The sequence below is a fragment of the Pseudoalteromonas sp. BSi20480 genome, from assembly GCF_000241365.1.
Classification (GTDB): Bacteria; Pseudomonadota; Gammaproteobacteria; order Enterobacterales; family Alteromonadaceae; genus Pseudoalteromonas; species Pseudoalteromonas marina.
Map to the genome: position 1 here is coordinate 1 of NZ_BADX01000042.1, position 1,752 is coordinate 1,752.

General features: G+C 41.6%; 1 protein-coding gene. It reads left to right on the forward strand.

Annotated features, from left to right (window positions below; translation table 11 throughout):
• The first annotated feature begins 141 nt into the window (after positions 1-141).
• Positions 142-1,677 (forward strand): ISNCY family transposase, encoded by a 1,536-nt coding sequence (locus P20480_RS13835; RefSeq protein ID WP_008127705.1) that lies wholly within the window; start codon positions 142-144, stop codon positions 1,675-1,677.
• Positions 1,678-1,752: the final 75 nt, after the last annotated feature.

Below are 1,752 nucleotides of genomic sequence, written 5' to 3' on the forward strand. Positions count from 1 at the left end.
TGTTAACACCAAGCGACTTTGTCGTATCTTAATTACCAAGCGATTCTGTCGTAATCGCTAATTACCAAGGGAATTTGTCGGTCACTTTTTTACGTGTCTGTTAGTGTTTTGTTTTTGGAATACTAATAAGGCATGTTGAGGATGATTGTGATGGATTCAAAAGCTCAACTCACTGTTGATATTATTGCTAAAGTAGCAGAAAACAGAATAACAATTGGCAATGCAGCAAAGTTACTTAACAAGTCACGACGTACAATTGAACGCTACGTCAAACAATATCAGCAAGTCGGTATTCAATTTGCTATTCATGGTAATCGTGGCAAAGCCCCGCCAAATAAAACACCAGTATCAATTAAAAAAGCCGTGCAAACTCTGATTAAAGAAAAGTATTTCGACTTGAATCTGCTTCACTTAGCTGAGCAGTTAGCAATCAATGAAAACATCGTAGTTAAGCGCGAGACCCTACGAAGTTGGGCGCATGATATCCACCATGTTAAACGCGCTAAACGAAGACGTAGTAATGTTCGCAAACGCAGAGAACGCATGGAAGCTCCGGGATTAATGATGCAAATGGATGGTAGCCCTCATCGTTGGTTTGGTGATAAAAAGCACTGTTTAGTTATCATGATTGACGATGCTACTAGTGAAGTATACGCCGAGTTCTTTCCTTCAGAAACGACCGTAGGTTGCTTAAAGGTAATGCGAGAATGTATTGAAACCCAAGGTGTGTTTAAAACGCTTTATGTAGACAGAGCTGGTATATTCGGCGGGCCAAAGCGTTGCAACTTCTCTCAAATGCAACGCGCCTGTGAAGAATTAGGTATTGAAATAATTTTTGCTAATTCACCACAAGGTAAGGGGCGTGTTGAGCGTGCGTTTGATACCTTCCAAGACCGACTTGTGCCGGAGCTTAGGTTAAATAATATCAATGATATTGCTGGGGCTAATGCTTACCTTAAACATGTCTTTATTCCTCAATACTGGCAAACTAAAATACAAGTGAAATCGAAACAACGTTCTGAGTTCACACCATTATCAAAACACACCAACCTAGACGATATCTGTGTCATCAAAGACCATCGTAAGATCCGCAATGACCACACCTTCAGCTACGGTAACAAGTTCTATTTGATTGATTCACCGCTAAAACATTCCATAGCTAATCAGAAAATTGAGATCCGAAACACCAGCAAGAAAGGCTTCACCGCACACTTCGCAGGGCGGCAACTCAAGGTATCTGAAGTAAATGAGCCAAGTAAGCTTGAATCAGAAGACTTAGCAGTACAAAAGAAACTAGAGGTGTTGGCATTAATCGAAAAGCTTGGAAGTATCAGTGCAGCCTCACGTCAAAGTGGCGTATCGCGAGATACTATTCACCGTCACTTAAAGCTGGTTAAGCAAGGAGGGGCTGATGCTTTAAAACGTCAAGAGACTCCAAACCTGCGACATAAAAATTGTGTAGATCAAGCGATAGAAGATGCGGTTGTGCAATTCTCAATTGAGCATCCACATCTTGGTCAACAGAAAGTCGCAATGAAGCTGACTGAGTCACTTGGTGTTGATATTAGTGCAGGTGGTGTGCGCAGCATGTGGCTTAGAAATAACTTGAACACTACCGCACTGAGGGTTGAAAGATCGCAAGTGTTACAAGAAACCGCACAAACTGTAGCCAGTTAAATAACTGGCTGGTATGCTATTTACGTCAAAGTCGCTCGGTAATTAGACCGACATAATCCCTTGGTAATCACACTA

Bases quoted from the DNA above. Each gene is read 5' to 3' on its own strand.
- P20480_RS13835 (WP_008127705.1), top strand. From the start codon at position 142: ATGATTGTGATGGATTCAAAAGCTCAACTCACTGTTGATATTATTGCT.